This window comes from Ancylobacter dichloromethanicus (assembly GCF_018390645.1).
In the GTDB taxonomy this organism is placed as follows: domain Bacteria; phylum Pseudomonadota; class Alphaproteobacteria; order Rhizobiales; family Xanthobacteraceae; genus Ancylobacter; species Ancylobacter dichloromethanicus.
On record NZ_JAHBGC010000020.1, the window covers coordinates 449,364 to 474,559 of the forward strand.

The 25,196-nt window shown below is 67.2% G+C and carries 31 protein-coding genes and 1 tRNA gene; 18 read left to right on the forward strand and 14 right to left on the reverse strand.

All coding sequences use genetic code 11. The features are described from left to right. The first annotated feature begins 52 nt into the window (after nt 1–52). From KHC23_RS10795 to KHC23_RS10830, 8 genes are all read left to right on the forward strand, one after another. On the forward strand, nt 53–1,132 hold the full coding sequence (locus KHC23_RS10795; RefSeq protein ID WP_213373210.1) for an ABC transporter ATP-binding protein: 1,080 nt from the start codon (nt 53–55) through the stop codon (nt 1,130–1,132). Nucleotides 1,133–1,199: 67 nt separating this feature from the next. After that, nucleotides 1,200–1,424: a twin-arginine translocase TatA/TatE family subunit gene (locus KHC23_RS10800; RefSeq protein WP_213372325.1), complete on the forward strand. Its 225-nt coding sequence runs from the start codon at nt 1,200–1,202 to the stop codon at nt 1,422–1,424. 58 nt (nt 1,425–1,482) lie between these two features. Then, complete coding sequence (gene tatB, locus KHC23_RS10805) at nt 1,483–2,310, forward strand: Sec-independent protein translocase protein TatB (RefSeq protein WP_213372327.1); 828 nt, start codon at nt 1,483–1,485, stop codon at nt 2,308–2,310. After that, nucleotides 2,307–3,101 (forward strand): twin-arginine translocase subunit TatC, encoded by a 795-nt coding sequence (tatC, locus tag KHC23_RS10810; protein ID WP_213372329.1) that lies wholly within the window; start codon nt 2,307–2,309, stop codon nt 3,099–3,101. The genes tatB and tatC overlap by 4 nt, the downstream gene beginning before the upstream one ends. A 209-nt stretch (nt 3,102–3,310) precedes the next feature. Further along, nucleotides 3,311–4,777: a serine--tRNA ligase gene (gene serS / locus KHC23_RS10815; RefSeq protein ID WP_213372331.1), complete on the forward strand. Its 1,467-nt coding sequence runs from the start codon at nt 3,311–3,313 to the stop codon at nt 4,775–4,777. Nucleotides 4,778–4,902: 125 nt separating this feature from the next. Then, nucleotides 4,903–5,691: a 5'/3'-nucleotidase SurE gene (gene surE, locus KHC23_RS10820; protein WP_213372333.1), complete on the forward strand. Its 789-nt coding sequence runs from the start codon at nt 4,903–4,905 to the stop codon at nt 5,689–5,691. A 39-nt stretch (nt 5,692–5,730) separates the two neighbouring features. Then, nucleotides 5,731–6,387: a protein-L-isoaspartate(D-aspartate) O-methyltransferase gene (locus tag KHC23_RS10825; protein ID WP_213372335.1), complete on the forward strand. Its 657-nt coding sequence runs from the start codon at nt 5,731–5,733 to the stop codon at nt 6,385–6,387. A 183-nt stretch (nt 6,388–6,570) separates the two neighbouring features. Next, nucleotides 6,571–7,776 carry a M23 family metallopeptidase gene (locus KHC23_RS10830; RefSeq protein WP_213373211.1) on the forward strand — a complete coding sequence of 402 codons (1,206 nt, stop codon included), beginning with the start codon at nt 6,571–6,573 and terminating at the stop codon, nt 7,774–7,776. A 76-nt stretch (nt 7,777–7,852) separates the two neighbouring features. On the opposite strand, the gene KHC23_RS10835 is transcribed toward KHC23_RS10830, so the two are convergent. Further along, nucleotides 7,853–8,749, reverse strand: a complete 897-nt coding sequence (locus KHC23_RS10835) for an ATP-binding protein (protein WP_213372337.1) — start codon at nt 8,747–8,749, stop codon at nt 7,853–7,855. Nucleotides 8,750–8,945: 196 nt separating this feature from the next. Here KHC23_RS10835 and yajC point away from each other — a divergent pair, with 196 nt between their 5' ends. The 5 genes from yajC to KHC23_RS10860 are packed head-to-tail and all read left to right on the forward strand — an operon-like array spanning nt 8,946 to nt 13,232. Beyond that, nucleotides 8,946–9,287: a preprotein translocase subunit YajC gene (gene yajC, locus KHC23_RS10840; RefSeq protein ID WP_213372339.1), complete on the forward strand. Its 342-nt coding sequence runs from the start codon at nt 8,946–8,948 to the stop codon at nt 9,285–9,287. Nucleotides 9,288–9,336: 49 nt separating this feature from the next. Continuing rightward, the gene (secD, locus tag KHC23_RS10845; protein WP_213372341.1) at nt 9,337–10,935 is read left to right on the forward strand and encodes a protein translocase subunit SecD; all 1,599 of its coding nucleotides are present in this window, start codon (nt 9,337–9,339) and stop codon (nt 10,933–10,935) included. A 17-nt stretch (nt 10,936–10,952) separates the two neighbouring features. Next, nucleotides 10,953–11,912 (forward strand): protein translocase subunit SecF, encoded by a 960-nt coding sequence (secF, locus tag KHC23_RS10850; RefSeq protein WP_213372343.1) that lies wholly within the window; start codon nt 10,953–10,955, stop codon nt 11,910–11,912. Nucleotides 11,913–11,950: 38 nt separating this feature from the next. Further along, a complete protein-coding gene (locus tag KHC23_RS10855; protein WP_213372345.1) occupies nt 11,951–12,328 on the forward strand; it encodes an Mth938-like domain-containing protein in 378 nt (125 codons plus the stop codon). A 31-nt stretch (nt 12,329–12,359) separates the two neighbouring features. Beyond that, a complete protein-coding gene (locus KHC23_RS10860) occupies nt 12,360–13,232 on the forward strand; it encodes a phytoene/squalene synthase family protein (RefSeq protein ID WP_213372347.1) in 873 nt (290 codons plus the stop codon). A gap of 6 nt (nt 13,233–13,238) precedes the next feature. On the opposite strand, the gene kdsA is transcribed toward KHC23_RS10860, so the two are convergent. Further along, complete coding sequence (gene kdsA, locus KHC23_RS10865) at nt 13,239–14,087, reverse strand: 3-deoxy-8-phosphooctulonate synthase (RefSeq protein WP_213372350.1); 849 nt, start codon at nt 14,085–14,087, stop codon at nt 13,239–13,241. Nucleotides 14,088–14,112: 25 nt separating this feature from the next. Further along, nucleotides 14,113–15,135: a KpsF/GutQ family sugar-phosphate isomerase gene (locus KHC23_RS10870; RefSeq protein WP_246544575.1), complete on the reverse strand. Its 1,023-nt coding sequence runs from the start codon at nt 15,133–15,135 to the stop codon at nt 14,113–14,115. 163 nt (nt 15,136–15,298) lie between these two features. Here KHC23_RS10870 and KHC23_RS10875 point away from each other — a divergent pair, with 163 nt between their 5' ends. Together KHC23_RS10875 and KHC23_RS10880 are read left to right on the forward strand one after the other, a co-directional pair. After that, nucleotides 15,299–16,411, forward strand: coding sequence for an AI-2E family transporter (locus KHC23_RS10875; RefSeq protein WP_246544503.1), 1,113 nt, complete (start codon nt 15,299–15,301; stop codon nt 16,409–16,411). 101 nt (nt 16,412–16,512) lie between these two features. After that, nucleotides 16,513–16,589 (forward strand) — tRNA-Asp (locus tag KHC23_RS10880). A gap of 107 nt (nt 16,590–16,696) precedes the next feature. On the opposite strand, the gene KHC23_RS10885 is transcribed toward KHC23_RS10880, so the two are convergent. Genes KHC23_RS10885 through KHC23_RS10895 form a run of 3 tightly spaced genes read right to left on the reverse strand, consistent with a single transcriptional unit; the run spans nt 16,697 to nt 18,343 of the window. Next, on the reverse strand, nt 16,697–17,854 hold the full coding sequence (locus tag KHC23_RS10885; RefSeq protein ID WP_213372354.1) for a tyrosine-type recombinase/integrase: 1,158 nt from the start codon (nt 17,852–17,854) through the stop codon (nt 16,697–16,699). After that, nucleotides 17,847–18,134: a hypothetical protein gene (locus KHC23_RS10890; RefSeq protein WP_213372356.1), complete on the reverse strand. Its 288-nt coding sequence runs from the start codon at nt 18,132–18,134 to the stop codon at nt 17,847–17,849. Before KHC23_RS10890 ends, KHC23_RS10885 begins: the two co-directional genes overlap by 8 nt. Continuing rightward, nucleotides 18,134–18,343, reverse strand: a complete 210-nt coding sequence (locus tag KHC23_RS10895) for a hypothetical protein (protein ID WP_213372358.1) — start codon at nt 18,341–18,343, stop codon at nt 18,134–18,136. Before KHC23_RS10895 ends, KHC23_RS10890 begins: the two co-directional genes overlap by 1 nt. A 102-nt stretch (nt 18,344–18,445) precedes the next feature. On the opposite strand from KHC23_RS10895, the gene KHC23_RS10900 reads away from it, so the two are divergent. Next, nucleotides 18,446–18,748, forward strand: a complete 303-nt coding sequence (locus tag KHC23_RS10900) for an Arc family DNA-binding protein (RefSeq protein ID WP_213372360.1) — start codon at nt 18,446–18,448, stop codon at nt 18,746–18,748. Here KHC23_RS10900 and KHC23_RS10905 read toward each other — a convergent pair. After that, complete coding sequence (locus KHC23_RS10905) at nt 18,736–19,032, reverse strand: hypothetical protein (RefSeq protein WP_213372362.1); 297 nt, start codon at nt 19,030–19,032, stop codon at nt 18,736–18,738. The genes KHC23_RS10900 and KHC23_RS10905 overlap by 13 nt on opposite strands. A gap of 176 nt (nt 19,033–19,208) precedes the next feature. On the opposite strand from KHC23_RS10905, the gene KHC23_RS24660 reads away from it, so the two are divergent. Both KHC23_RS24660 and KHC23_RS10910 read left to right on the forward strand, forming a co-directional pair. Continuing rightward, nucleotides 19,209–19,331, forward strand: coding sequence for a hypothetical protein (locus KHC23_RS24660; protein ID WP_271188615.1), 123 nt, complete (start codon nt 19,209–19,211; stop codon nt 19,329–19,331). 37 nt (nt 19,332–19,368) lie between these two features. Beyond that, on the forward strand, nt 19,369–19,872 hold the full coding sequence (locus KHC23_RS10910; RefSeq protein ID WP_213372364.1) for a hypothetical protein: 504 nt from the start codon (nt 19,369–19,371) through the stop codon (nt 19,870–19,872). A gap of 857 nt (nt 19,873–20,729) precedes the next feature. Here the strand turns inward: KHC23_RS10910 and KHC23_RS10915 are convergent. From KHC23_RS10915 to KHC23_RS10945, 7 genes are all read right to left on the reverse strand, one after another. Further along, nucleotides 20,730–21,257 carry a hypothetical protein gene (locus tag KHC23_RS10915; protein WP_213372366.1) on the reverse strand — a complete coding sequence of 176 codons (528 nt, stop codon included), beginning with the start codon at nt 21,255–21,257 and terminating at the stop codon, nt 20,730–20,732. Continuing rightward, entirely contained in the window at nt 21,257–23,281 is a 2,025-nt protein-coding gene (locus tag KHC23_RS10920; protein WP_213372368.1) for a phage tail tape measure protein, read from the reverse strand. Before KHC23_RS10920 ends, KHC23_RS10915 begins: the two co-directional genes overlap by 1 nt. Continuing rightward, nucleotides 23,281–23,748 (reverse strand): hypothetical protein, encoded by a 468-nt coding sequence (locus KHC23_RS10925; protein WP_213372370.1) that lies wholly within the window; start codon nt 23,746–23,748, stop codon nt 23,281–23,283. The genes KHC23_RS10920 and KHC23_RS10925 overlap by 1 nt, the downstream gene beginning before the upstream one ends. A gap of 12 nt (nt 23,749–23,760) precedes the next feature. Beyond that, nucleotides 23,761–24,138 carry a hypothetical protein gene (locus KHC23_RS10930; protein WP_213372372.1) on the reverse strand — a complete coding sequence of 126 codons (378 nt, stop codon included), beginning with the start codon at nt 24,136–24,138 and terminating at the stop codon, nt 23,761–23,763. Nucleotides 24,139–24,377: 239 nt separating this feature from the next. Beyond that, complete coding sequence (locus KHC23_RS10935; RefSeq protein ID WP_213372374.1) at nt 24,378–24,713, reverse strand: DUF2190 family protein; 336 nt, start codon at nt 24,711–24,713, stop codon at nt 24,378–24,380. A 1-nt stretch (nt 24,714) separates the two neighbouring features. Continuing rightward, a complete protein-coding gene (locus KHC23_RS10940) occupies nt 24,715–24,930 on the reverse strand; it encodes a phage head-tail joining protein (protein WP_213372376.1) in 216 nt (71 codons plus the stop codon). Then, complete coding sequence (locus tag KHC23_RS10945) at nt 24,930–25,196, reverse strand: spike base protein, RCAP_Rcc01079 family (RefSeq protein WP_213372378.1); 267 nt, start codon at nt 25,194–25,196, stop codon at nt 24,930–24,932. Before KHC23_RS10945 ends, KHC23_RS10940 begins: the two co-directional genes overlap by 1 nt.

Below are 25,196 nucleotides of genomic sequence, written 5' to 3' on the forward strand. Positions count from 1 at the left end.
TCCCGAGCATCTCGCCAATTCACCTGCCACGCCCGCAGCGACAGGAGCCGCCATGCCGTCCACGCCTTCCCGCACGCCGGTCTCGCTCGCGAGCCGGCTGGTGATCGAGGATGTGCGGCACGGCTATGACGAGGTGGAGGCGGTGCGGGGCGTCAGCCTCACCGTCGAGCCGGGCGAGATCATCTGCCTGCTCGGCCAGTCGGGCTGCGGGAAAACGACGTTGCTGCGGCTGATCGCCGGCATCGAGCGGCCGACCACGGGGCGTATCCTGCTCGACCGGCAGGTGGTGGCCGGACCCGATGCCTTCGTGCCGCCGGAGAAGCGCGCCATCGGCCTGGTCTTCCAGGACTATGCTCTGTTTCCGCACCTCACCAATGTCGAGAACGTCGCCTTCGGGCTGCGCCGCCTCGGGCGCGAGGGCGCGCATGACGAGGCGCTGCGGGCGCTCCAGCGGGTACGGCTCGAAGCCTATGCGGAAAGCTATCCACATGCTTTGTCGGGTGGCGAGCAGCAGCGCGTGGCGCTGGCCCGCGCGCTCGTGCCGCGCCCCGGCATTCTCCTTATGGACGAACCGTTCTCCGGGCTGGACAGTCGGTTGCGGGGCAGTGTGCGCGCCGAGACGCTGAAGGTGCTGCGCGACGCCCGCGCCACCTGCATCATCGTCACCCACGACCCGGAAGAGGCGATGCGGCTCGGCGACCGGATCGCGCTGATGCGCAAGGGAAAGCTGGTCCAGGTGGGGCCGCCGGAGGAACTCTACCGCCACCCGGCCGATCTCGACGTGGCGCGGTTCTTCTGCGAAATCAACGAGGTGGAGGGGGTGGTGCGCGGTGCGCGGGTCGACACCCCGCTGGGCCGGTTGCACGCGCCGGACCTTGCCGAAGGAAGCCGCGCGGTGGCGGCGATCCGTCCGCAGGGGGTAGAGTTGAAGGCGCCCGGCTCGGGTGTGCCGGGACGAATCGTCACCCACCGGTTCCTCGGCGAGCTCGACCTCTACGAAGTGGCGGTGGAAGGGCTGGACCGGCCGCTGGTGGCACGTCGACGCACCACGGCCGGCCTATTGCGTGGGCATGACGTCGGAGTGAACATCGATCCGGCGGAGGTTCTTGTCTTCGCCGCGGGGCGGCCCTAGTGTCCGGGTTCAATTGCGATGCGCGGCCGCGAGGGGCCGGCGGCGCTTCGGACAAGGGAGTTATGTCATGGGTTCGTTGAGCATCTGGCACTGGATCATCGTGCTGGTGGTCGTGCTCCTCCTCTTCGGGCGCGGGAAGCTGTCCGAGCTGATGGGCGATGCCGCCAAGGGTATCAAGGCGTTCAAGAAGGGCATGGCCGACGACGACGACACGGCGGCGAAGCCGGGCGAGCCGGCGCGTTCGATCGATCACCAGTCGAAGGTGGAAGCCGAGCAGAGCAAGGTCAGCTAAGTCCGGCCTCACGGCTTTTCGATCGGGGAGGGTCGCCATCAGCGGCCCCGCGTAATGCATGCTTGATATCGGCTGGACGGAGCTTCTCGTCATCGGCGTGGTTGCCCTTGTGGTGATCGGGCCGAACGAATTGCCACGCGTGTTGCGGACGGTGGGCCAGAGCGTGCGCAAGCTGCGGCGCATGGCGGGCGAGTTTCAGGGGCAGTTCAACGAGGCGCTGCGCGAGGCGGAGCTTTCCGACCTCAAGGACAGCGTGAGCGGCCTCAAGAACGACCTTGCCGGCATGGCGAGCGACGCGCGCAACACCATTGCCAAGGCGATCCCGGAAAACGCGCTGCCAACCAATCCGCTGCAGGATATCGCGAACGATCTGAAGGCGCCGACCGGCAGCGTCGAGGCCGGCACCGGCCTGCCGCCGGCCGAGGTGGCGCAGGACGCGCTGCCGCCGACCGGCGATCTGGAGCCGCACCCGTTCGAGACGGTGGAGGACGAGGTTCGCGCCGCCACCGCCGGGCTCGACACCGCGTCCTCCCCACCCGACGCGCCGAGGCCGCAGACGGCGATGGCGCCTGCCGACGCCAAAGCCGCCGACATCAAAGCCGCCGACGTCAAGCCGGTGCAATCCGGGCCTGCCGAGTCCGCCCCACCGGCCCCGAAGCCGAAGCGCGCGCGTGGCGCCTCCTCGGTGGTGGAAACCGCGGCACCGAAGCCCGCCGCCCGGCGCGCGGCGCGCAAGCCTGCCGCCACGCCGGAAGCCGTCGAGCCGGAAGTATCCGAAGCGGTCGCCTCGCTCGATCACGCCGCACCCGCCGCGCCGGCAAAGCGGGCGACCAAGCCGCGCGTCAAGGTCAAGCCGACCTCCGGCAGTGAAGGGCCGGCCACATGAGCCAGGACGAAATCGACGCTTCCAAGGCTCCGCTGATCGAGCATCTGATCGAATTACGCACCCGGCTGATCAAGTCGCTGATCGCGTTCTTGATCGCCTTCTTCGCCTGCTTCATGCTGGGCAAGTTCATCTACAATATCCTGCTCTGGCCCTATGAGTTCGCGGCCGGCGGCACCGAGCACGTGAAGCTCATCTACACCGCGCCGCAGGAATTCCTGTTTACCCAGATCAAGCTCGGCATGTTCGGGGCGGCATTCATCTCCTTCCCCATCGTGGCGACGCAGATCTACATGTTCGTCGCGCCGGGGCTCTACAGCCACGAGAAGAACGCCTTCCGCCCCTATCTGGTGGCGACGCCGGTCTGCTTCCTCATCGGGGCGGCCTTCGTCTATTTCGTCGCCATGCCGCTGGCGATGACCTATTTCCTCTCCATGCAGCAGATGGCGGGGCCGGATTCGCCGGAAATTTCCATGCTGCCGCAGGTCAGCGAATATCTGTCGCTGATCATGACGCTGATCTTCGCCTTCGGCATCTGCTTCCAGCTGCCGGTCATCCTGACGCTGCTGGCGCAGATCGGCATGGTCAACTCGGACCAGCTGCGCAAGGCGCGGCGCTACGCCATCGTCGGCGTGTTCATCGCGGCGGCGGTGCTGACCCCGCCGGACATTGTGAGTCAGTTCGCGCTCGCCATCCCGACCCTGCTTCTCTACGAGGTCTCAGTCTACCTCGTGCGCCTGGTCGAAAAGAAGAAGCGCGCGGCGGCCAAGGCGGCGGAGAGTTCCGCCGTCTGACGCAACCCGGCCGTCGTCCCGTCGCCGGGACCGTTCGACGCTCCGGGCGGGCGATCCCGGCCGGCGTCTGGCTCGGCCGGGACGGTATCCTACCGGAGAGGGCTCAGTGTCCTCCGGACGAACCGCACTTGTCCCCGCCTTCCCGATTGGCTACGTCCCTGCATGCCCTGCGTGAGGCGGGGACAGGCGCGTTTGAAGGCGAGACTGCCATGCACGACATCAAGTGGATCCGCGAGGAGCCGGAAGGGCTCATCAACGCGCTGGTGCGGCGCGGCACGGATGAAGCCGAGGCGAAGGCGCTGGTCGACGGGCTGATCGCCCTCGACGAGACCCGGCGCGGCGGCATCGGCAAGCTGGAAGAGCTTCAGGCCCGCCGCAACGCCGCCTCCAAGGAGATCGGTGCCGCCAAGAAGGCGGGCGAGAACGACCGCGCCGAGGCGCTGATGGCCGAGGTCGGGGCGCTCAAGACCGATATTCCCGCGCTGGAAGGACAGGTGAAGGCGGCCGAGGGCGAACTGCACAACCGCCTCGCCGCCATTCCCAACGTGCCGTTGCCCGAGGTGCCGGAAGGCGCGGACGAGCACGGCAATGTCGAGATCGCGCTGGTCGGGCAGAAGATCGGCTTTCCTTTTGTCGCGAAGCAGCATTTCGAGATCGGCGAAGACCTCGGCCAGATGGATTTCGAGGCCGCCGCCAAGCTCTCCGGTGCGCGCTTCGTGGTGCTGAAGAACAAGCTCGCCCGGCTGGAGCGCGCCATCGGCCAGTTCTTCATCGACACCCACACCGAAGAACACGGCTACATGGAAGTCGCGCCGCCGGTGCTGGTGAACGATGCCGCCATGTTCGGCACCGCGCAACTGCCGAAGTTCCGGGATGATCAGTTCGCCGCAACCCGAGAGATTACGACCGCTGAGCTCTCCGAATTTGGTCATACTTCTGGCAAAGCCAGCGGCGCAAAGTTGGCGAGCATTGAGATGATGATGCTTAGCGAAGCGGAAAAGGACGAGTTGCGGGCGAAGGCCTTTGGTGAAGGGTTACAAGAACTTTTGGATTATAAGAATTCTGGAAACCTCTGGCTCATCCCCACCGCCGAAGTCCCGCTGACCAATCTCGTCGCCCAGTCCATCCTCTCCGAGGAGGAACTTCCGCTGCGCTTCACCGCGCTCACCCCCTGCTTCCGCGCCGAGGCGGGGTCGGCGGGGCGCGATACGCGGGGGATGATCCGCCAGCACCAGTTCAACAAGGTGGAGATGGTCTCCATCACCACGCCGGAACAGTCGGCGGACGAGCATGAGCGCATGCTGTCCTGCGCGCAGGCGGTGCTGAAGAAGCTCGGCCTGCATTTCCGGGTGATGACGCTGTGCACCGGCGACATGGGCTTCGCCTCGGCCAAGACCTATGACATCGAGGTCTGGCTGCCGGGGCAGGGCGCGTATCGCGAGATTTCCTCCTGCTCCACCTGTACCGATTTCCAGGCGCGGCGGATGAATGCGCGCTACCGCCCGGCGGGCGCCAAGGCGCCGCGCTATCTGCACACGCTCAACGGTTCGGGCGTGGCGGTCGGCCGGGCGATGGTGGCGATCCTGGAGAATTACCAGAACGAGGACGGCTCGGTCACGGTGCCGGAGGTGCTGGTGCCCTATATGGGCGGGCTGACGCGGATCGAGAAGAACTGAGCGGAAGACGGGCCGTCATCCCGGCATCGCCGCAAAGCGATATCCGGGATCGCGGCAGGTCGCAGAACGATCCCGGCGCGGCGCTTCGCTTCGGGGGATGACGTCGAAGGTAAAAGCGAGGACAGATGCGCATCCTGGTGACCAATGACGACGGCATCCACGCGCCGGGGTTGGAGGCCTGCGCCCGCATCGCCCGGGCGCTCTCCGACGATGTGTGGGTGGTGGCACCGGAAACCGACCAGTCGGGCGTGTCGCATTCGCTCTCGCTGTCCGATCCGCTGCGGCTGCGGCAGGTGGAGGAGAAGCGCTTCGCGGTGAAGGGCACGCCGACCGATTGCGTCATCATGGCGGTGCGGCACATCCTCGCCGATCACAAGCCCGACCTCGTGCTCTCCGGCGTCAATCGCGGCCAGAACGTCGCCGAGGATGTCGGCTATTCCGGCACGGTGGCCGGCGCCATGGAAGGCACGGTGCTGGGCATCCCCTCCATCGCCCTGTCGCAGGCCTATGGCCTGGAGACGAGGAAGGCGCCACCCTATGACGTCGCCGAGCATTGGGGCCCGCAGGTGGTGCGCACGCTGCTGGAAGAGGGTATTCCCGCCGGCATCGTGGTCAATGTGAACTTCCCCAACCGGCCGGTGGACGACGTGCGCGGCATCGCGGTGACGGCGCAGGGTCGGCGCGACCAGAACCTGCTGCGCATTGACGGGCGTGCCGACGGGCGCGGCAATCCCTATTACTGGATCGCCTTCGAGAAGCATATCTTCGAGACCGTGAACGGCTCCGACCTGCACGCGCTCGACGAGGGTTGCATCTCGGTGACGCCGCTGCGGCTCGACATGACCGATGAGCCGATGATGACCCGGCTCGCCCAGGTCTTCGCCAAGCCGGTCATCGCCTCGAAGCCGCGCTGACCCCATGGGGCCGTTCCGGTTGGGGCAGGGAGGCCGCCCGTGAGCGACGCCGGCGAGAACGAGGACCTGCAGCGCGCCGAACTGCTGCTGGCGCTGCGCAAGCGCGGCCTGCGCGACCGGCAGGTGATGCGCGCCATCGAGCAGGTGCCGCGCGAGCGCTTCGTCGAGCCGGCCTTCCGCCCTGTCGCCTGGCGGGACCTCGCCTTGCCGATTGATTGCGGCCAGACCATCAGCCAGCCGACCGTGGTGGCGCTGATGACCGAGGCGCTCGAACTCGGCCCCTCGCACAGCGTGCTGGAGGTCGGCACCGGCTCTGGCTACCAAAGCGCCATCCTCGCCAACATCGCCGGCCATGTGGTGAGCGTGGAGCGTTTCCGCACGCTGGCCGACGCGGCGGCGCGCCGGCTCGCCTCGCTCGGCATCGCCAATGTCGAGGTGCTGGTCGCCGACGGGCGCGCGGGCGTGCCGCAGCGTGCGCCGTTCGACCGCATCCTGCTGACCGCCGCGGTGGAGCAGGTGCCGCCGGCGCTTTTCGAGCAATTGGCCATGGGCGGCATACTGGTCGCCCCGGTCGGGCCGGCGGAGGGAACTCAGTTCCTGATGCGCTACCGGCGCGGGCTACAGGGGCTGGAGACCCGCGAACTGGCGCTGGTGCGCTTCGTGCCGATGCTCCCCGGTATCGCCGCGGTACTCTGAGAATGCCCGGAATCCGCCATTTTTCCTGACGTGCAGGTTTCGGCTTAAGCGGCTGTTTACCTGTACGACGCATAAATCTCACCGAGTCCAGCGTTCGGGTGGGGTGCGATGCGTAATTTTCTGACGGCGTCCGGTAGCGGTCCCCTCATGCGGATTTCCTTCGTCGCGCTGATGGCTGGAGGAATGGCCGCCTGCAGCGCCGATTCCGCCCGGTTCAACAGTCCCAACAGCAATCCGTTCGCCTCCTCGCCTACCTATACGGGGTCGGTCGCCGCCGCCCCGACCGGTTCGGTGCAGGGCGCCCCGATGGCGGGTGGGTCCGCTTCCGGGGTGCCGCTGGCGCCGATCGGGCAGCCCGTTGCCAGCGCCTACCCTGCGCCGGCGCCGTATGGCACGCCCGCTCCCTATGGTTCTCCGGCGCCCTACGGCACGCCCGCCCCCTATGGTTCCCCGGCGCCGTATGGCGCTCCCGCTGCCGGTTCGTCCCCCTACGGCGCCCCCGCGCAGGTCGCCGCCGCTCCGGCCCGCGTCTCGCCGGCGGCGCCCGCTCAGGCCGGCTATGGCGGTACCCAGCCGCTCTATGGCAGCCAGCCGCAGCAACTCTCCTCGCCGGTCGCCGCCGCGCCGGTTCGCACCCCGGCCGCGCAGGCCTCCGCCACCGGCGGCGCGCATGTGGTGTCGCCGGGTGAGACGCTGAGCTCGATCGCCCGCAACAACGGCCTCTCGCGCGGCGAGTTGGCGAGTGCCAACGGCATCGACATCAACGCCATGGTGCGCATCGGCCAGAAGCTCACCATTCCCGGCGCCTCGGGCGGCACGGTTGTCGCCGCCGCGCCGAAGCCGGCGCCCGCCGCTCCTGCCACGCCGAAGCCCACGCCGGTGGTCGCCTCCGCGCCGGCCAAGCCCGCCAGCACGCCCGTCGCGCAGGCACCGGCCGGGCCGAAGCCGCAGACCATCGCCGCCGTGAAGCCCTCCGAGACGCCGGACGACATCCGCACCGCTGCCGCCGGCCCACAGTTCCGATGGCCGGTGCGCGGGCGCGTCATCTCCGGCTTCGGGCCCAAGCCCGGTGGCCAGCAGAACGAGGGTATCAACATCTCGGTGCCCGAGGGCACCTCGGTGAAGGCCGCCGAGGACGGTGTCGTCGCCTATGCCGGCAGCGAGCTGAAGGGCTATGGCAATCTGGTCCTGATCAAGCACGCGGATGGCTGGGTCACCGCCTACGCCAACAACAGCACGCTCGACGTCAAGAAGGGCGACACGGTCAAGCGCGGGCAGGTGATCGCCAAAGCAGGCCAGACCGGTAACGTCACGTCGCCGCAGGTGCATTTCGAGATTCGCAAGGGTTCCCAGCCGGTCGATCCCTCGCAGCATCTCGCCGGCCTCTGAGCCGCATTGCTTTCCCCGGCGGAGCCGCCGTGCTCCGCCGTCGATTTCCGGCGCGACGTTTGGACCTCGGCGCCGGTCAGCGCGGGGCGGCCGGCGGTTCCGACAGGGGCACGCCAAGCCGCCCCGCGACATCCTGAACATATTGCCACGCCGTGCGGCCCGAACGCGCCCCGCGCGTGGTCGACCATTCCAGGGCTTCCTGTCGCAGCGTCTCCGGTTCGATGGGGATGGCGAAATGGGCGATGTAGCTGTCGATCATCGCCAGATACTCGTCCTGGCTGCATTTATGGAAGCCGAGCCACAGGCCGAAACGGTCGGACAGCGAGACCTTCTCCTCCACCGCCTCGCCGGGATTGATGGCGGTCGAGCGCTCGTTCTCCACCATCTCGCGCGCGAGAATGTGGCGGCGGTTCGAGGTGGCGTAGAAAATGACATTCTCCGGCCGTCCCTCGATGCCGCCCTCCAGCACCGCCTTCAGCGACTTGTAGGAGGTGTCATCGGCATCGAAGGAGAGGTCGTCACAGAAAATGACGAACCGGAACGGCGCCGGCCGCACCAGGCTCATCAGCGCCGGCAGCGTCTCGATGTCCTCGCGGTGGATTTCCACCAGCTTGAGCGGGGGCTGGCCTTCCGCCGCCATCTGCCGGTTGACCGAGGCGTGGGTGGCCTTGACCAGCGAGCTTTTGCCCATGCCGCGCGCGCCCCACAGCAGCGCGTTGTTGGCGGGCAGCCCGCGGGCGAAGCGCAGCGTGTTGTCCAGCAGCATGTCGCGGGTGCGTTCGATGCCCTTGAGCAGCTCCATCTCCACCCGGCTGACGCGCGGCACGGCTTCGAGGCGGCGATCCTCGGCATGCCAGACGAAGGCGTCGGCCTGGGTAAAGTTGGCGTGTGCCGCGCGGGCCGGGGCAATCCGTTCGAGCGCCTCGGCGATGCGGGTGAGAACGGCGCCGAGGTCGTCCGGTGTGTGGGTCATGGTGAGGCTCCTCCGCGAGGGGGAATAGCCATTCCCGCGCCATGGGACAAGCGGAACCGTAACGGCGGGTACTCCCTGGCGCGGCTGTGACCCACGGTCATGCCGAGGGCGTTTGCATTCGGCGGGCGCCTCAGTATAGTCCGCGCCGCTTCGCCGGGCCTTCCGCCCGCCTTCGATCGACGGACAAGGAACCGACATGTTGATTACGCCCGCCTACGCGCAGGCCGCCTCCATGGGCGGCGGTACCGACATGCTGATGTCTCTGCTGCCCTTCGTGCTGATCTTCGTGATCATGTACTTCCTGATTCTGCGCCCGCAGCAGAAGAAGGTGAAGGCGCACCAGGAAATGGTGAAGAGCGTGCGCCGCGGCGATACCGTCGTCACCTCCGGGGGCCTGATCGGCAAGGTTTCGCGCGTGATCGACGACAGCGAGATCGAACTGCAGCTCGCGGAAGGCGTGAAGATTCGCCAGCTGCGCGGCATGATCTCGGAGGTTCGCGCCAAGGGCGAGCCGGCCAAGGAAGATGCCGAGTCCTGAACGCTGACCTCTTGCGGCCGTAACCGCTAGGGCGGCCGGAAGGAACCCAATGCTTTATTTCTCGAAATGGAAGGCGTTCGCGATCCTGGCGGTCTCGGCCATCATCTGCCTCATGGCAGTGCCGAGCCTGCTGTCGCCGACCGCCTATGAGAGCCTGCCGGGCTTCCTCCAGCGCAAGATCGTGCTGGGCCTCGACCTTCAGGGCGGGTCCTACATCGTCCTGCAGGTCGACGCGGAATCGGTGCGCAAGGTCCGGCTGGAACATCTGCGCGACGACGCGCGCCGCGTCCTCCGCGATGCCAAGATCGGCTATACCGGCCTCGCCATCCAGGGCGACGCGGTGCAGGTGCGCATCCGCGACGGCCAGGATGCCGACGCCGCTTTGACGCAGCTGCGTGCGCTGGCGCAACCGCTTGGCGGCCCCATGTCGACGAGCGGACAGCTCGACACCGATGTCTCGCGCGACGGCAACGTCATCGCGTTGACGCCGACCTCGGCAGGCATCCAGTCCCGCACCATCCAGGCGGTGGCGCAGTCGATCGAGATCATCCGCAAGCGCATCGACCAGCTCGGCACCACCGAGCCGTCGATCCAGCGCCAGGGCGCCGACCGCATCCAGGTGCAGGTGCCGGGCCTGCAGGATCCCTCGCGTCTGAAGGCGCTGCTGGGCCAGACCGCGCAACTCACCTTCCGCCTCGTCGACACCACGATGAGCCCGCAGCAGGCGCTGCAGGGCCGCGCGCCGGCAGGCACCGAAATCCTGTATTCGCAGGACAATCCGCCGGTTCCCTACCTGATCGAGCAGCGCATTCTGGTGGCGGGCGAAGACCTTACCGACGCGCAGCCGAGTTTCGACCCGAACACCCGCGAGCCGGTGGTCACCTTCCGCTTCAACACCAATGGCGCGCGCCGCTTTGCCGAGGCCACGCAGGCCAATGTCGGGCGGCCCTTCGCCATCATCCTCGACAATCAGGTCATCTCGGCGCCGGTGATTCGCGAGCCGATCCTCGGTGGCTCGGGCCAGATCAGCGGCAATTTCACCGTTCAGCAGGCGAACGACCTCGCCATCCTGCTGCGCGCCGGCGCCCTGCCGGTACCGCTGCAGGTGGTGGAGGAGCGCACGGTCGGGCCGGGGCTGGGCGCGGATTCGATCCGGGCCGGTCTCATCGCCTCGATTGTCGGGGCGGCGCTGGTGGCGCTGTTCATGATCGCCACCTACGGCCTGTTCGGCGTCATCGCCAACATCGCCGTGGCGATCAATGTGGGCATGATCTTCGGCGTTCTGGCCATGCTCGGCGCGACGCTGACGCTGCCCGGCATCGCCGGCGTGGTGCTCACCGTCGGTATCGCGGTCGATTCGAACGTGCTGATCTATGAGCGCATACGCGAGGAGGCGAGGGCGGGACGGTCGGCGATCTCGGCGATCGATGCCGGCTTCTCGCGTGCGCTGGCGACCATCCTCGATTCGAACATCACCACCTTCATCGCGGCGGCGGTGCTGTTCTATGTCGGTTCCGGCCCGGTGCGCGGCTTCGCCATCACCTTCGGCATCGGCATCATCACCACCGTGTTCACGGCCTTCACGCTGACCCGCCTTATGGTGGCGCTGTGGGTGCGCTGGCGGCGCCCCCAGCGCGTGCCGATCTGAGAAAGGCGAGCCTCTCCATGCGTCTGCTCCGCATCGTTCCGGACGACACGAAATTCGACTTCATCCGCTTCCGGCGGATCAGTTTCCCGATCTCGGCCCTGCTGTCGATCGTGGCGCTGGTGGCGTTCTTCACGCTTGGCCTGAATTTCGGCATCGACTTCAAGGGCGGCACGCTGCTCGAAGTGCGCTATGCCAACAACACGCTGAACATCGGCGATGTCCGCTCCAGGCTGGAGGCGCTGGACCTCGGCGAGGTGCAGATCCAGGAGATCGGCGGCGAGGGCGAGGTGCTGATCCGCGTCGCCCAGCAGCCGGGCGGCGAACAGGCGCAGCAGGCCGTGGTCGGCAAGGTGCGCGCCGCGCTGGGCGAGGGGGTGGAATATCGCCGCGTCGAAGTCGTGGGCCCGCGCGTGTCGCAGGAACTGCTGAGCTACGGCATCGTCGGGCTGATGATGGCGGTGCTGTGCATCCTCGTCTATCTCTGGTTCCGCTTCGAATGGCAGTTCGCGCTCGGTGCCTCGATCGCCAATTTCCACGACATCGTGCTGACGATCGGGTTCATGGCGATCTTCCAGATCGACTTCGACCTGACCAGCGTGGCGGCGCTGCTGACCATCCTGGGCTACTCGCTGAACGACACCATCGTCATCTACGACCGCATCCGCGAGATGCTGCGGCGCTACAAGAAGATGCCGACCGACGAACTGCTGAACGCGTCGATCAATTCGACGCTGTCGCGCTCGGTCATCACCCATGTCACGGTGACGCTGGCGCTGCTGGCGCTGGTGCTGTTCGGCGGCCGGGCGATCCACAGCTTCTCGGTCACCATGATGTTCGGTGTGGTGCTGGTGGGCACCTACACGTCGATCTTCATCGCTTCGCCGCTGCTGATCTATCTCGGCGTGTCCACCCGCACGCTGGCGGAGAAGCCGGAGAGCAAGGGCCCGAACGCGAAGGCCGAGCGTCTGGCGCCGTGAGCGCGGGCGTTCGGGCGGGCCGAACCGGATTGTGACGAATGGCGACGCCCGACGCCCATCTGCCCTATCAGGTACCGATCGACGGCTATGGGCGCGGCGCCTTCCATTTCGCCGGCATGGCTTCCGAGGGGTCGGTGCTGGCGCTGCCCTCGGGCATTCACGCCTGGGCGCCGCGCCAGCCGAGCGAGATCGACGCGGTGGCGCTGGCGCGCGTGCTCGCCGAGGCAGGGCGCATCGAGTTGCTGCTGATCGGCACCGGCCCGGACCCGTGGCCGCTTCCTGACGCGCTGCGCTGGCGGCTGCGCGACGCCGGGCTCTCGGTCGACGCCATGCCTACCAGGGCGGCTGCCTCGACCTATAATGTGCTTCTGGCGGAGGGCCGCGCGGTCGCCGCCGCGCTGTTGGCGCTGCCCTGAGCGACGCGCCCGAACCCTCCGGACCCGAGACATGAGCCGGCCGAGCCTGACCACGGACACGGAGTATTGCGCGACACTGGTGCGCGATCTCGACCGCGACCGCTACATTGCCGACCTGTTCGCCCCCGCCGAGCGGCGCGGCGCGCTGTTCGCCCTCCATGCCTTCAATGCCGAGGTGTCTCGGGTGCGCGAGGCGATCACCAACCCGATGGCCGGGGAGGTGCGGTTGCAATGGTGGAGCGAGGCGCTGACGGGCGGCGCGCGGGGCGATGTGCGCGCCAATCCGGTGGCGGCGGCGCTGCTCGACGCGATCGAGGCCCACCACCTGCCGCGCGAGAGCCTGGTCGCGCTGATCGATGCGCGGATCTTCGATCTGTATGACGACCCGATGCCGACGGTGAACGATCTCGAAGGCTATGCCGGGGAGACGGCCTCGGCGGTAATCCGGCTGGCGGCGCTGGTGCTGGCGCCGCAGGCGGGTGCCGCCTCGGCCGAGGCGGCGGGCCATGCCGGCGTCGCCTGCGCGGTGACGGGGCTGTTGCGGTCCTTCCCGCGGCAGGCGCGGCGCGGCCAGTGCTACGTCCCCCTCGACCTGCTCAAGGCGCATGGGTTGACCCGTGAAGACGCGGTATCGGGCCGGCCCAGCCCGGCGCTCGACGCGGCACTCGGCGCCATGCGCGGCCTGGCCCGCCGGCATTACGAGGCGGCACGGGCGGCGCTGGCCGGCGTCACGGCGGCCGAACTCCCGGCCTTCCTGCCGCTGATGCTGGTGCCGGGCGATCTCGCCCGCATGGAGCGTCCGCACGACCCGTTCGCGGCGGTGCCGGCGACGCCCGCCCTCGGCCGGCTGTGGCAGCTCTGGCGGGGCGCCGCCGCATTGCGGCGGGCCGCGAAGGCAACCTGAGCCGGCTCAGTCGGCGCTGTCCTTGGCCACCCGATCGAAGGCCTGGAGCCGGGCGATGAGCGCCTCGAACTGGTTCAGCGGCACCATGTTGGGTCCATCCGACGGGGCCTTGTCCGGGTCGGGATGGGTTTCGACGAACACGCCGGCAATGCCGACCGCCACCGCCGCCCGCGCCAGAACCGGCACGAATTCGCGCTGGCCGCCCGACGAGGTGCCCTGTCCGCCGGGCTGCTGCACCGAATGGGTGGCGTCGAAGATCACCGGCGCGCCCGTGGTCGCGGCCATGATCGGCAATGCCCGCATGTCGGTGACCAATGTGTTGTAGCCGAAGGACACGCCGCGCTCGGTCACCAGCACATTGGGGTTGCCGCTCTCGGTGAGCTTGGCGACGACGTTCTTCATGTCCCAGGGGGCGAGAAACTGCCCCTTCTTCACATTGACCACCCGTCCGGTTGCCGCGGCGGCGATGAGCAGGTCGGTCTGGCGACAGAGGAAGGCCGGAATCTGCAGGATATCGACCACCTCGCCGACTGGGGCGCAATGGTCGTTCTCGTGCACATCGGTGAGCACCGGCATGCGGTAGCGCTCGCGAATCTCGGCGAACACGGGCAGGGCGGCCTTCAGGCCCATGCCGCGCGCGCCCTTGATGGACGTGCGGTTGGCCTTGTCGAAGGAGGTCTTGAACACCACGCCGATGCCGCGCCGGGTGGCAATCTCCTTGATCGCGGCAGCGCATTCGAGCGCGTGTTCGCGGCTTTCCATCTGGCAGGGGCCGGCGATCAGCGCCAGCGGCAGATCATTGCCGAAGCGCACATCGCCGACGGAGACCACGGAGTTGGCGCCAGAGCCGCTCATGAGATGTTCCTTGGTGGGGCGCGGGTCAGAGGACGCCGGCGCGTACGATGTCGTGGATGTGGAGAATGCCGACCGGCTTGCCCTCCGCCACCGCGAATACGACGGTGATGGGGACCGGGCGGCGGTTCATCTGCCCAAGCGCGGCGCTGGCGAGTTCCCGCGGGTCGACCACGAAGGGCGAGGAGGTCATCACCTTTTCCACCGGCGTGACCAGCAATTCGCCGCTCATATGGCGGCGCAGGTCGCCATCGGTCACGATGCCGATCAATGCACCGGCATCGTCCACCACGCCGCAGCAGCCGAAGCGCTTGCCGGTGATTTCGATCAGTACCTCGCTCATCGGCGTGCCGAGCCGCGCCAGCGGCATTTGCGCGTCCTGGTGCATCAGGTCGGAGACCTTCAGCAGCCGCGCGCCGAGCTTGCCGCCGGGGTGGAACACCCGGAAATCGGAGGCCGAGAATCCCCGACGCTCCAGCAGCGCCACCGCCAGCGCGTCGCCGATGGCCAGTTGCATGAGGGTGGAGGTGGTTGGCGCAAGGCCGTTCGGGCAGGCTTCCTCGACGCGCGGCAGCACCAGCGCGACATCGGCGGCGCGGCCGAGCGAGCTTTCCGCGTTGGATGTGATGGCGAGCAGCGGCACGGCGAAGCGGCCGGCATAGTGCACGATGTCGCCGAGTTCGGAGGTCTCGCCCGACCAGGAGATGGCGAGCAGCACGTCGTCGGGCGTCACCATGCCGAGGTCACCATGGCTCGCCTCGGCGGCGTGCAGGAACAGCGCCGGGGTGCCGGTGGAGGCGAAGGTGGCGGCGAGCTTGCGCCCGATATGGCCGCTCTTGCCCATGCCGGTGACGATGACGCGCCCGCGCGCCCGCTCGATGAACCCGATGGCGCCTTCCACCGCGTCGCCAAGATCGGCCTCGATCGCGGCGCTCAGCGCGGCAAGGCCCTTGGCCTCGATGGCAAGCGTGCGCCGCACCCGTTCGCGCAGCTTGATGTCCCGCGCGGTCGTCTCGACGACGGAGGTGTTCTGTGACTGGGCCGTGCCCAAGGTCATGCTCCCTTGCTCATGGCTGTCCGGGGCGCGATGCGCCCGGCCGCCCTTCAGCGCCACGCCGCGCGTCAATAAGCGCCAAACGTCGCTGATGCAATGGAGGAGGGCGGGAACCGACGATACCTCCAGCACGTTGTGAGGCGCAGATGTGGGGGAAGACATGGGGATCGACATGGGGCGTGGCGTGACCGGCGGAACGGTGGCGCCGAAGCGCGGGCCGTCCGAGGGCCGGACGGAACGAGCCTGGCGCCGCCTCAGCCAGATCGCGATAATCGCCAGCGCCGTCGTGTTGGTGGGCGCCGCAATGGTGGTGGCCCGGGCCGTGCTGATTCCCATCGTCGCGGCGGTCATCATCGGCAGTGTGATCGGCCCTGCGATCGAGGGGCTGTCCCGCCGGGGTGTTCCCACCTGGCTGGGTTCCATGTTGATGGTGCTGGGCATTGCCGGCCTGTTCTACGGGCTGGCGGCGGCGCTGGCCGGTCCGCTCGCCGAGTGGTCCGACCGCGCCCCCGAAATCGGCGAGACGCTCCGGGAGCGGTTCGCCGCGCTGAAGCCGGCCTTGCAAACCATCAGTTCGGTCGTCGAATCGGTCCAGTCGATCGGCCGCGTCGCCGATTCGTCGCTGGTGGTGGAGGTGGCCGATTCGCAGGTGCTCGGCAGCGTGGTGGCGATGGTCACGCCGGTGATCGGCGAGTTCATCCTGTTCCTGGGCTCACTGCTGTTCTTTCTGGCCGGCCGCATCCAGATAAAGCGCCGCGTGGTGCAGGTGATGACCCCGCGCACCACGCGACTCGCCACCCTGCGCGTGTTTCGCGAGATCGAGGACCGGCTGGGGGCCTATCTGCTGACGGCGACCTTCATCAATATCGGCCTTGGCATCGCCACCGCCCTGGTGACCTGGGCGCTCGGTCTGCCCAACCCGCCACTCTGGGGCGTGATCGCCTGCGTGCTCAACTACGTGCCCTATGTCGGACCGGCGGTGACGACGGTGATTCTGGCCGTGGCCGGCATCGTCACCTTTCCCGGCATCGTGCAGGGCCTGCTGCCGGCCGCGGCGTTTCTGGTCATCACCAGCATCGAGGGCCAGTTCCTCACGCCGCTGATCATCGGGCGGCGGGTGGCGCTCAACCCGTTCGCGGTGTTCCTGTCCATGGCGCTGTGGACCTGGCTGTGGGGACCGGCGGGAACGTTCCTGTCGGTTCCGCTGCTGATTGCCGCGATGGCGCTGGTCGACGGCATCCTCGGCACGCGTCGTCCCCACCTGCCGGGGTGAGACTATTCACAGGGGGCAGGGGACCGCCGCTTGACACCTGCGAGGGCGTGCCTTAACACCCGCCCCACTCGACGCGGGGCCAAGCTTCGGAACCGTCGCCCGGGGGTGTAGCTCAGTTGGTTAGAGCGCCGGCCTGTCACGCCGGAGGTCGCGGGTTCGAGCCCCGTCACTCCCGCCATCTACCTGATTGCAATCATTCATTTTTCTCACCTCTTGGTATTAGTCGATTCTGGCTGTTCCAACTTCCCAGACCGGCGCGTTCCAACTTTCTGCCCCGGTCTGTTCTCAATCCAGCAATGTGCGGCCCTTCCGGCGCGCCTTCAGAACGGTTTGGATCGTCGCGGCATTGATCGGCACGTAGGTCGCGAAGAGGGCGTTGCTTGTTGCCAGGGTGTTGCCCATGGCATGAGAAACCTCGGCGGGAAGCGCCCCGCCGACGATCGCTTCCACTGCACCCGAACGGCGGAAATCGTGGCCAAGCATTCGGCGTTCGCCGTCGCCAAACTCCGCCGCGCGGACGTCTCGGAAATCATCGCCCAAGGTGTCTTTGGAGTAGGGAGCTCCGGAGCGATTGCGGAAGATGAATGCTTCGCCATGCAACTCGACACCTATGTGCGAAAGATAGGCGCTCAGCGCCGCTATCGCGCGGCTGCTGAGGGCGCCACCGACGGGCACGCCGGTTTTGCCGCGCTGTGTGAAGAAGACCGTTCCGGTGCCGCCACGCGCGAACTGTGATGCCCGGAGGGCACGGACATCGCCGGGGGACATCTGGGTGTCCCAAGCGACGGCGATCACGGCTGCCAGGCCATGGAAGCCCATTCGCCAAGCGCGCTTGAACAGTCGGACGGCTTCGCCCTCTGTCCACGTCGCGTTGCGGCCAGCTGCCGCCCTGTTGCGAACACCAAGGGATGGATCGGCATCGCGGACGCAAAAGCCCAGCGCGGCGGCAACCTTCCACAGGGCACGCCAGATCTTCAGCGCGCGGTGCGCCTCTCGGAGGGACACCGTCGCTTCAATCGCCGCACGCCATGCGCTGACATCGTTGAGGCGAACGGTGCGAGGATCTACGTCGCCGAACACCGGCTTGATTCTCTTCCAGCCGCGCCACCAGTCTTCCCGTGTGCGGGGCGCCTTGAGGCGCCATTCTTCAGTCTTCCGATAGTCCCGGAATGCCGCGCCGAGTGAGCGGGGAGGGTAAACCGTCAACTCCTCCGACATCTCTGGCGAGAGGTTCTTTGCCGAGGCAAGGGCCGGCGATGGCGCCTGCCCGGTGCGGGCGGCGTCCCAACGTCGGTTCCATTCCTCGGCGATCTTGAATGCTGAAGGGCCATCGACGCCGAGCCTGACCGGCTGGAAGCCAGCCAGTTTCATGGTCGGCGTGGGCTGCCAGAATGCTCGACCACGCTTGACGACGTAGTGACGGGGCCAGCCGCGCTTAACCATGGCCGGCCCTCATCATGGCGATTCGGTCGGAGACCACCGTCCGGGCATCGCGGGCGCCCATCTCCACGCCGCCCCCGAACAGGTGAGGGTGTCGAGCGTCGCACCAACGGTCGATCGCCGCCAGGTCGAAGTTCGTCGTGTCGGGATCCTGCTTCGGAAACCCCCGCGCAACCAGGTTCGGCAGAGCTCGAGCAAACGCGTCCTCTGTCATGCCGAGGCGCCGCGCTGCCATGGCGGCAGGCACGTCTCTCGGATCGATCTGGGAGCGACGAGCGGACATCAGCGCGCGCCCTTCTCCGGGAGGCGGGCCAGCCCGCCGGCTTCCGCCGCCACATTCTCCAGGCCGCGCTTTACGAGGAATCGAATGGCCTTCGCGCGGGTGCCAAAGCGGAGGTTGAACCGAACGTCGTCGATCGCCTCCACGTCCGCGGGGGCCATCATGAGGTGGACGCGTTCGGTCTTCATCTGGGGCGAGGGAGAGGAAGGCATGGGCGGCTCCTGTATGTCGTCTGGAAGCGTCTCGACAGCAGTTGCGCATATAGCCGCTATGCTGTCAATTTATGTCGATCTGAAAAATGCGGATGGGATGCGATGACGAAGGCCCCGGCACCAAGCGATCTCGCCGATAAGGTGATGCTGCGACTTCCTACCGGAATGCGCGATCGCCTCGCGGCCGCTGCGCGAGAGACCGGGCGTTCGATGAACGCCGAGATCGTTTCGCGCCTCGAAAAGTCGCTCGACCAGTTCAAGACGCTAGAGGAACTCGTCGAAACGGTGGGCACGGTGAATGAGCTCTGGACGATGGTCGAAGCCTTGCAGGCGAAGGTCGACCGACACGCGGACATCCTGAGAGATTTGGGAGGGAGGGTCGGACCAGAGCCTCACGACGACTGAGGGTGCCGGAGCACGCCAACCGCCCGCAGCACCATCTCCGCGCGGGTGGACGGCTTCGGTACGTCCCTCCAGGTTCGGCCGTCCGCCCCTGATTCCGGGAAGTGGAAGCCCGCAGCGAAGGTGCCCTGCGGCACCCACCGCGCAGCGTTCGCGGGCGGGAGGGACGGGTACAGCTCAACGCCCAGCAGGTGGGCCTCAAAGTGCAGCCATTCCCGATAGGCCTCGAGGATCTCGCGTTCGGTAGGCATGCCGCCGGCGTTTGCCGGCGCGGTGTTGCGCGACATGGGGAAGCTCCAGAACGTGAAAGCGTGGTGGCGATTCACCGTCTGTTGACGATGTATGACGATGAACGTAGACTTCTCACATTGAACGCAATACGTCAACGCTCATCGTCACACATCATATGACAGGTTCACACATGGCCCGTACTGCTGCGATTTCCCTGAGGGTTGAGCCGGCCGTGAAAGAGGCTCTGGAAGCGGCGGCAAAGGCCGACGAGCGCACCATGGCCCAATACGTCGAGCGCCTCCTTATCGCCCATCTGCGCGACAAGCAGCTGCTGCCGCCCTCGGCTGGCGAGTGAACGTACCGCGTGCAGCTGGGGCGAAGGAGGGATGACGATGGCAGCGACGATCGAACGTCACACCGAGGTTCACGAAGCGGGGCACGCTGTCATCGCCATCGCGCTCGGCCTTCCTGTCGAGGGCATGACGGTCGTGCCGGATGGCGAAGCCGCCGGGCACGTCATCATCCCGGACCAATGGGCGATTCTTGATTCCTGGGAGGCGCGCGAGCGCTGGCGCGACGAGCGGACCGCGATCATGGGGCGCATCTTGGCCTACATGGCGGGCGCGGAAGCCGAGATCGAGATCCTGGGCAACTGCCACGGCGGGGACGGCGACGACCGGCTTTGGATCAGCCGCATGCTGGAAGAGATCCCCAGCGAGCGAACCCCTGCGCAGCTCGAAGAGCGGCTTCGCGGGCATACTCGCGCGCTGGTCCGCCGGCACCGGGCAGCGATCGAGCGGCTTGCTGGAGAGATTGCGCAGAGCCGCTCACTTAGCGCAGTTCAGCTGACGGCCCTTCTAAGCGTGCCGGTGACGAGCGTCGCCAAGCGCGCCTGAGGTCTGCCGCTGCGGCGGCGCCTTCGCAGCTTCGAGCAGGGCCGTGCGGTTATCGTCTAGCCCGTGTTCCCGCGCGGCCTCTTTGGCTTCGTCAGAGAGCGACGCTACGTTGACAGCGCGGCGGGCGTCTGGCTCCGAAATGCCAAGTTCACGAGAGGCCGCCGCCACCCCGCTCTCCGGGCGCCCCCGCTCTATTTTCTCGTCAGGTTGACGAGAAATTCTCTTCAGCTCGATCAGTTCAACCCAGCGGGAAATCTGTTCGTCGCGCTCCAGCTTCGTCAGCTCGGCGCGGTGCAGGTTCTCGCTGATCTCCCAAGGCTCTCCTGCCGGAGCGCGGGTTTGCTTTCTGGCGCAAACTGGCAAACTCGCCTGAGGTCAGCAGCGGACCGCCCTGTAGGACTGCTCGTGGGTCGATCCAGATTTGGATTGACCGAGTTGCTCTGTCACTGAACCCCAGAAATTCTGGGAATACGGAATGCGTAGGGGGTCTGCTCCGAACTGAGCAGACCCCCTACGCCCTTGAGGCGCGGGCCAAGCGGCGGCTGGCTGATGAATACGACGCCGCGCAGGAACGGGGATAAGCGCCGCGCTGTCCTGCGGCTGCTGGACGACGCGGAATGGGCGGCGTGGTCCGATCGCGAGATCGCAAGGCGATGTGGGGTTGGCGCGGACATGGTCGGGAAGCTCCGGCCGGCGCCCATACTATCGGTTTCCGACAGTATGCCTCAGCCGGCTCGCACCTTCATCCACCCGAAGACGGGCCGGCCGGCGCAGATGAACGTGGCGCGCATCGGCGCCAGCCCGAAGGCTGCGCCTTCTGAATCGACCTGGACGCCGGCCGATGTCGCGCCGGCGCCTCAGCCCTTGATGCGGCGCTGGATCTCGTGCTCGACGCGCTTCACCAGCGAAGGCGGGAAGGCCTCCCATGCCCGCAGGCTGTAGTCCTTCACCAGCTCGCGGCCGATGTTCGGGCCGTAGAGGGGCTTGATGGGGCCGCGCTTCTCCGTCAGGCGGCGATAGACGCGGCCGTTGTAGGCGAAGAAGCTGCCCTTAAAGGTGCGGCGCTGGTTCCACGGCCGGGCCGATACGCCCTTCTTCCGCTGGATGGCGCCGAACAGGTTCAGGTTGGTCTCGTCGCCGGTGGCCTCGAGCTCATAGAGGAGGTGCGGGGTGTCGCGGAACTTCGTCTGCATCGCCTTGTCGATCAGCCCGTACTTGATGCCGGTCTGTTTGACGAGCGCCCGCTTGACCTGGGTGCGGGCCAGATTGCCGCCGCGCCACAGCGCGGACTTCATCACAGCTTTCGTTTCGGTCGCACCGAGGGCGCTGAGCCGTGTCCCAAAGCGGAGAAGCACGGCGTCGTTGGCGGTCAGGATGATCTTCATCACTCGATTCCCGTATCAGCGTGAATGCCGCGAAGGCTTTGGCCGAGGTCGCTGCGCCCCATGCGGGGCGCGATGGTGGATGAATTAACGGCCGCGATTTCGCTCCGGAGCAGCCGGATTTTCGCGAGGGCTTCGTCCACCGACGCGGTGTCGATGGCAGGGGCGACGCGGGTGGCGCCGACTTGATCGAGGGCGGTTTTCGCCTCGCCCGCGGTGCTGGTGAGCTCTCGCAGCGCGGCACCGCCTTCGGAGGCGTCGGAGCGGTCACCGGAGGGCTTCGGCGGCGCCGGCTCATCAAATGATGCCGGCGGCACCGTGATGGCCGGGGTGCGCAGCGGATTCGGCTCGGGCATTGGTACGGCCGGAGGCGCCGGCTGGGCGGTCTTCTCTGCCTGCCGAGCTCTCCAGGCGTGGAACGAAGCCCGGCCGGAAGCGGCGTCGATCGGGACTTCAACCGGTGGCGGCTTGTTGCGGAGGTTTTCCGCGGCGATGCGATCCCACTGGGAGGCCTCGCGAAGGCGCTTCAGCGCTTCGGTCATCTTGTCGATGTCGCGGAGGATATCGGCGCCGAAGCCCAAATCCTTCGCCGTCGGTGTGAGGGCGGCGTAGTCGGCTTGCGCTGCTGCAATCTTCTGCTCGATCGCCGCCATTTCCTTCCCGCGGGCGGCGTTCCGCTCGTCGACCTCCCGGGCCCGGGCGAGGTCCGGGTTGGCGCGCTCAGCGTCGCGGCGATCGTTCGCGGCCTTCTTTTCCTCCGGCGTGGCTATGCCCAAACCCTTGCGGGCAACCTCCATCACGTCGGCGAGGGACATTCCCGTCGTCGACCGCAGCCAGTCGGAGAAGTCATCGAGCTCCCCTTTGGCGCCGCGGATGTCCTGCAGGATGCCTTCCATAAGGCCGACACCTGGCGCAGCAGTAAGCGCGCCGATCTCTCGCACGAATTCCGACCATTTATTTGAGAGCCGATCGAGCTCGGTCATCGTGTCACCCGAGAGCTGCGACAGCGCCCCGGCAACCGATCCTGCGGAATTCTTCAGCTGGGCCTCGATCCGACCGACTTCCTCCCGCTGCGCCAGCAAGGCGCGCATGCCGCGGGCAAACTCCATGTCTGAAAATAGCTGCGGAATTTTGGACAGATCTCCTTTCGTCGCCTTGGCGGCGAGATCGACGAAGACCTCGAGAAGGTCTTTGCCTTCACGCCGAGCGTTCGCCATCTCTTTGCGAAGATTGACGCCGAATTTCTTGAAGCGTTTGGCGGTTTCTTGGCTCTCCATTTTCGCAAAAATATTCGACATTGACGACGCGGCTTCTTCCGAAGAGCCCATTTGCGACCTCATAACCTGCAACATAGCCACCAGCTTGCGGACACCCTCTTCGCCGCGCAGGCCGACGGCTGCGGCATTCGCCGCAAGACTTGGCAAATACCTCGCCATGTCTTTGAGTTCGAATTTCCCCAGGTTGCCGCCCTGAACCAAAATGTCGAATGCTCGCTGCATCTCGGAGCCGGCGATCTTGAAGGATCCTGCCAGCGCATCAGCGGTCGATGCGATGTCGCTCGTCTCGGCGCCGGCGGCATGCGCCGTGGCGACGATGCTGGGCAGGAAGCTCATGGCTTCGGGCATGGACCGGCCGGCGGCGACGAGAGCCTCGAGACCCGAAACGACCTGGTCGAGGGGAACGCCGATCTTGTCGGCGATATTGCCGATGTCGGTGGTTGCGGCCCTCACCTCGCTAGTCGACGCGCCCGCCGTGATGCCGACGCGGTTCATCTGGCGCTCGAGCTCCGCGAAACTCTTGATCGCGGCGCGCATGCCCATGGCAGCGCCGGCAATGCCGCCAACAGTTCCGAGGACGCGCGTAGTGGCCAGAGTGGCGGCGTCGCTCGCCCTTGCCGCGACGGCCGTCGCTGTGCTCGCGCGAGTGACGGTGCCCTGCAGGCGCCGTACCGAGGCGCCAGCCTTCGCGGCCGGGCCGGAAACGCCGTCGACCAATCGAACCGAAAGGATACTCGTCAGCGAGGCCATCAGCGGGCACCGTCAATGACGCCGCGGATCGATGCCGGCAGCAGGGGAAGGAAGGCGCCGATCACGGCTTCTTCGTCACCGCCGCGGAGGGCGCGGAAGAGGGCGAGAGACTCGCCTGTGCTGGCGATCAAGATATCCATCAGCGTTTCGTGAAGGCCGGCCTGCACATCGAGGGCAACGCCGAGGCTCACTGGCGGCAGGTGGACCTCTTCGACCCAGCGTTCCCCGATCTTGAAGGGGTGCGCCAGGCGCACCGTCACCCCGGCCGGGCGCAGATATGTGATGGCCGGGGAATCGACCTCTGCCGCATGCTCCACGAGCGGCGGCTCATCCGTGATGCCGTCAGTGGCTTCGACCTCGGGCAGATCATCTACCTGCGGGACGACGGGAGCATCAAAGGGAGCGGTGGACGGAGCAGCCTCGTCGACGACGGGGACGTCAGGCAGGGAGAAGGTGTCGGAGGTCATGGCTTGGCTCTCTCAGCCCGCGCCGGCGGGCGGTGTGGGGTGACGAGGTGCCCGGGCCAGCGGCGGCTCTGCGGCCATGGCTTTGGCGATCAGCCGGGCGCCCTTGGCGACAATTTTGTCGATATCGGCGAAAAGAAGCTTGCCGGCGCGCTCCGTGCCGATTCCCGTCAGGGCGCCGGCCACAACGACCATCGCGCGGAAAACGGCGCTGGTCGGGAATACCCGCCGGCCGGCTTTACGCGCCTCGGCGTCGGCGCCGGCCCATGCTCGCAGCAGTGGGACATGAAGGGCGAGCTCGAGCAGCGCCAGACCGCTCGGCTCGCGGATGGTCACGGTTGAGATCGGCCCGCCCTCGACATCAAGGGGCTCGGTAAGCGTTAACGCGATCATGTAGGTCGCTCCCACGCTGGAAGGACGAAGGCCGGCCCGGGGGCGCTCGAGGCGCTCAGTCCCGGACCGGCAAGATCGGCAGGAGCAGGGCCAGGAAAACCCTGCGACGGCGCCGATCGTTGAGCGGGCCCCCCCGCTCGCCGCCTGGCCGTGGTGCGCCGCGCAACATCTCAGCGGCGGGGACGCTGCGCACCTTCAGGACCGGCCGGGCCCTCGATGACCTCCCCGCGGAGAGAAAATCAGACGGAGACGCCGTTCAGGCGAACCCGGCCGGTGGCGCTGGGGTTCGCCGCGGCGGCCATGGCAACGCCGATCAGCGAATTGCCACTGGCCGTGGTCGTTGCCACTTTGTTCGTTGCGTCGAAGTACACCTTGGCGCCTACGGCCCAGGCCTGCGCCGACGTTTTGGCCAGCTCGTACACGCCTGTGGTGTCGATCTCGACGTCGGCACCCTCGTCGGCGGTGGTGCAGGCGATGCCGAAGAGCGAACCGACGAGAACGCCGGCACCAGAGAGGATACCGCCCGTCGGAGCGGGGACGGTGACGACGTCACCGCGCTGTATGAAGTTTCGCATGTCAGAAACCTTTGCTGGAATAGAGTTTCACGGTGTGGAGGCGCCGGCCGCCACAGTTGGCGATGCGGCGCTCGAGGTCAGCGATGGCCGCGGCGAGGTCCGCGTCGTTTCGGTATTCGATTTCTTCGGTATCGAAGCGCACTCGGCGGAGCCCGGAGGCTCGCGCCTCGCGAAGCCCGTCGAGCTGCGCCTGGAGCGTGGCGACGATCTCCGACATCACCACACCGCCACAAGGTCGGCGGCCGTCGTGCCGGTAGCCCAAATGCGGGTGACGCGAATATCGAACCACGTCGGCTCGGCATTCTTGAAGGTCACGACCTCGCCGCCCTTCATGGTCACCCGGAGGTTGCCACCGGTCCCGAGCCAAATGGCTCGGGGGATCACGGCGAGGTCGACCGTGTCGGAGGGCACGACATCGACAGCGTGCGTCGCCACCGCGGTGAGGTCGGCTTGATGGGAGGCGAAGGGGTCGAAGGCCGCCAT

Bases quoted from the DNA above. Each gene is read 5' to 3' on its own strand.
- KHC23_RS10915 (WP_213372366.1), bottom strand. From the start codon at position 21,257: ATGAAGATCATCCTGACCGCCAACGACGCCGTGCTTCTCCGCTTTGGG.
- secD (WP_213372341.1), top strand. From the start codon at position 9,337: ATGCTTTATTTCTCGAAATGGAAGGCGTTCGCGATCCTGGCGGTCTCG.
- KHC23_RS10945 (WP_213372378.1), bottom strand. From the start codon at position 25,196: ATGGCGGCCTTCGACCCCTTCGCCTCCCATCAAGCCGACCTCACCGCG.
- KHC23_RS10885 (WP_213372354.1), bottom strand. From the start codon at position 17,854: ATGGTTAAGCGCGGCTGGCCCCGTCACTACGTCGTCAAGCGTGGTCGA.
- tatB (WP_213372327.1), top strand. From the start codon at position 1,483: ATGCTTGATATCGGCTGGACGGAGCTTCTCGTCATCGGCGTGGTTGCC.
- KHC23_RS10930 (WP_213372372.1), bottom strand. From the start codon at position 24,138: ATGATCGCGTTAACGCTTACCGAGCCCCTTGATGTCGAGGGCGGGCCG.
- KHC23_RS10895 (WP_213372358.1), bottom strand. From the start codon at position 18,343: ATGCCTTCCTCTCCCTCGCCCCAGATGAAGACCGAACGCGTCCACCTC.
- surE (WP_213372333.1), top strand. From the start codon at position 4,903: ATGCGCATCCTGGTGACCAATGACGACGGCATCCACGCGCCGGGGTTG.
- KHC23_RS10900 (WP_213372360.1), top strand. From the start codon at position 18,446: ATGACGAAGGCCCCGGCACCAAGCGATCTCGCCGATAAGGTGATGCTG.
- KHC23_RS10910 (WP_213372364.1), top strand. From the start codon at position 19,369: ATGGCAGCGACGATCGAACGTCACACCGAGGTTCACGAAGCGGGGCAC.
- KHC23_RS10860 (WP_213372347.1), top strand. From the start codon at position 12,360: ATGAGCCGGCCGAGCCTGACCACGGACACGGAGTATTGCGCGACACTG.
- KHC23_RS10920 (WP_213372368.1), bottom strand. From the start codon at position 23,281: ATGGCCTCGCTGACGAGTATCCTTTCGGTTCGATTGGTCGACGGCGTT.
- KHC23_RS10905 (WP_213372362.1), bottom strand. From the start codon at position 19,032: ATGTCGCGCAACACCGCGCCGGCAAACGCCGGCGGCATGCCTACCGAA.
- tatC (WP_213372329.1), top strand. From the start codon at position 2,307: ATGAGCCAGGACGAAATCGACGCTTCCAAGGCTCCGCTGATCGAGCAT.
- KHC23_RS10875 (WP_246544503.1), top strand. From the start codon at position 15,299: ATGGGGATCGACATGGGGCGTGGCGTGACCGGCGGAACGGTGGCGCCG.
- KHC23_RS10935 (WP_213372374.1), bottom strand. From the start codon at position 24,713: ATGCGAAACTTCATACAGCGCGGTGACGTCGTCACCGTCCCCGCTCCG.
- serS (WP_213372331.1), top strand. From the start codon at position 3,311: ATGCACGACATCAAGTGGATCCGCGAGGAGCCGGAAGGGCTCATCAAC.
- KHC23_RS10940 (WP_213372376.1), bottom strand. From the start codon at position 24,930: ATGTCGGAGATCGTCGCCACGCTCCAGGCGCAGCTCGACGGGCTTCGC.
- KHC23_RS10800 (WP_213372325.1), top strand. From the start codon at position 1,200: ATGGGTTCGTTGAGCATCTGGCACTGGATCATCGTGCTGGTGGTCGTG.
- KHC23_RS10925 (WP_213372370.1), bottom strand. From the start codon at position 23,748: ATGACCTCCGACACCTTCTCCCTGCCTGACGTCCCCGTCGTCGACGAG.
- kdsA (WP_213372350.1), bottom strand. From the start codon at position 14,087: ATGAGCGGCTCTGGCGCCAACTCCGTGGTCTCCGTCGGCGATGTGCGC.
- KHC23_RS10795 (WP_213373210.1), top strand. From the start codon at position 53: ATGCCGTCCACGCCTTCCCGCACGCCGGTCTCGCTCGCGAGCCGGCTG.
- KHC23_RS10830 (WP_213373211.1), top strand. From the start codon at position 6,571: ATGGCCGCCTGCAGCGCCGATTCCGCCCGGTTCAACAGTCCCAACAGC.
- KHC23_RS10855 (WP_213372345.1), top strand. From the start codon at position 11,951: ATGGCGACGCCCGACGCCCATCTGCCCTATCAGGTACCGATCGACGGC.
- secF (WP_213372343.1), top strand. From the start codon at position 10,953: ATGCGTCTGCTCCGCATCGTTCCGGACGACACGAAATTCGACTTCATC.
- KHC23_RS10890 (WP_213372356.1), bottom strand. From the start codon at position 18,134: ATGTCCGCTCGTCGCTCCCAGATCGATCCGAGAGACGTGCCTGCCGCC.
- KHC23_RS10835 (WP_213372337.1), bottom strand. From the start codon at position 8,749: ATGACCCACACACCGGACGACCTCGGCGCCGTTCTCACCCGCATCGCC.
- yajC (WP_213372339.1), top strand. From the start codon at position 8,946: ATGTTGATTACGCCCGCCTACGCGCAGGCCGCCTCCATGGGCGGCGGT.